Source organism: Bacillus sp. AP50, from assembly GCF_040492675.1.
Lineage (GTDB): Bacteria > Bacillota > Bacilli > Bacillales > Bacillaceae_G > Bacillus_A > Bacillus_A cereus.
This window is the reverse complement of record NZ_JBEUTW010000589.1, coordinates 1-1682: the sequence shown is the minus strand read 5'-3', so window position 1 is coordinate 1682 and position 1682 is coordinate 1. Positions and strand designations below refer to the sequence as shown.

The following is a 1682-nucleotide window of genomic DNA, read 5'->3' as shown; positions in this document are numbered from 1 at the left end:
CCTATATCTTGAACTTTTAATAACTTAAGAGCAGCTAGCATTGTAAAAATATACGAGGTAATAAAAATTACACTAGGGCCTTTTAGAAGCATCTCTAAATTTGGTCGTGCTATACCATAAAAAATTAAAATACAACTAAAAATTCCGCCTAAAACTAGTAAAACCCTAGTTGGAGTTTGGAATTTAGAATGTAATTTAGCAAAGAAGGAAGGGAAATGTCCTTCTCTAGCTTGGGCATAAATCATTCTTGAAAAACCTGCAATGTTAGCATGTACAGCACTAAACGAAATGAAAATTGCTAAAATAGTGGTTATATATGTACCTATTGATCCTAATCCTTTTGATATTAGAATGCTAAGGGAAGCTATCTGGTTCTTATCACCATATGAGTGAGTCCCTATTGTTACAAAAGATATTGCAATGTACATAATTGAGATGCAAATTGCCCCTAAAAATAGACTAATGGAAATATCTTTAGCAGGTCTTTTAAACTCTTCAGCTAATGGGGTTATCATCTCCCATCCTACAAATGAGAAAAAGATAATTACAGAAGAAGCTCCAACAGAAGACCATCCGTTTGGTACAAAAGGTGTAAAAGAACTTAATTTTACATAGGGGATAGAAACGACAACAGCCACAATTATTAGAAGTGAAATTATACAAATGACAAACACACTTATTTTTGATGATAACTCAATTCCTTTAATATGTAAGAGTAAAGAAGTAATCAAAATTACTGCCGCGATGCCTATAACTCCTGCATTACTTATTGGAAAAACATAACCAATATAATGGGCACCTGTTAAAGCGATAATAGGTAATCCAATAGGAATAGATCCTAACATAATCCATCCTAGGATTGCACTCGTATTTGCATTAAATGCCATTTGAACATAAGCTGTAATTCCTCCTGCACTAGGAATCATTTTAGCAAGATGCGCCAGAGTTGCGACAATGGGAAAAGCTAATATAGACATGATAACCCAAGATAAAAGCGAAGCTGGTCCAGCGCTATTTGCAGTAATTGAGGGCAATATAAGAATTCCACAACCCAACACAGCCCCTATGGTTAATGCAGTCCCTTGTACCCAAGTAATTGAACGTTTCAATGATTGTTGTGTCAAGATACTCAGCCTCTCTTTCGTTAATTGATATCAATTATATAAAGTTTTAAAAAAAGATAACATGCTATAATTTATGTATTAATTATAATTTTCTTAAAAAATTTAAGAATTATTAATTGTATTCTTAATTAATCAAGGGGAGATACATTAATGGATCAAACAGATTTAAAAATTCTTTCACATCTTCAGGAAAATGCACGTTTAAGTATGGTTGAAATAGGAAAGCTGGTAGGTTTGAGTTCCCCCTCTGTTACAGAGCGAGTCAGAAGACTAGAGGAACAGGGTGTCATTATAAGTTATCGTACGATTGTTAATCCGAAAGAATTAAAAAAACATATTACCGCGTTTGTTTTAATGGAACCAAGAGATTGCAACAAATATAAAAAATTTGCAATGGAACATCCAGATGTAGTCGAATGCCATCGTATTGCCGGTTTATACAGTTATCTAACAAAGGTAGTGACAGAATCAGTACATACACTTGAAGACTATATTAATTTGTGCTTAGAGTATGGAAAGCCTACAACCTTAATAGTGCTTTCTTCTCCAGTAGAACAT

General features: G+C 33.5%; 2 protein-coding genes. One reads left to right on the top strand and one right to left on the bottom strand.

Features of this window, described 5'->3' with window-relative positions:
• Positions 1-1124, bottom strand: a 1124-nt coding sequence (locus tag ABWK52_RS26985; RefSeq protein ID WP_353772264.1) for an APC family permease, incomplete at its 3' end; no start/stop codon positions are given.
• 150 nt (positions 1125-1274) lie between these two features.
• On the opposite strand from ABWK52_RS26985, the gene ABWK52_RS26980 reads away from it, so the two are divergent.
• Positions 1275-1682, top strand: a 408-nt coding sequence (locus ABWK52_RS26980; protein ID WP_353772263.1) for an Lrp/AsnC family transcriptional regulator, incomplete at its 3' end; no start/stop codon positions are given.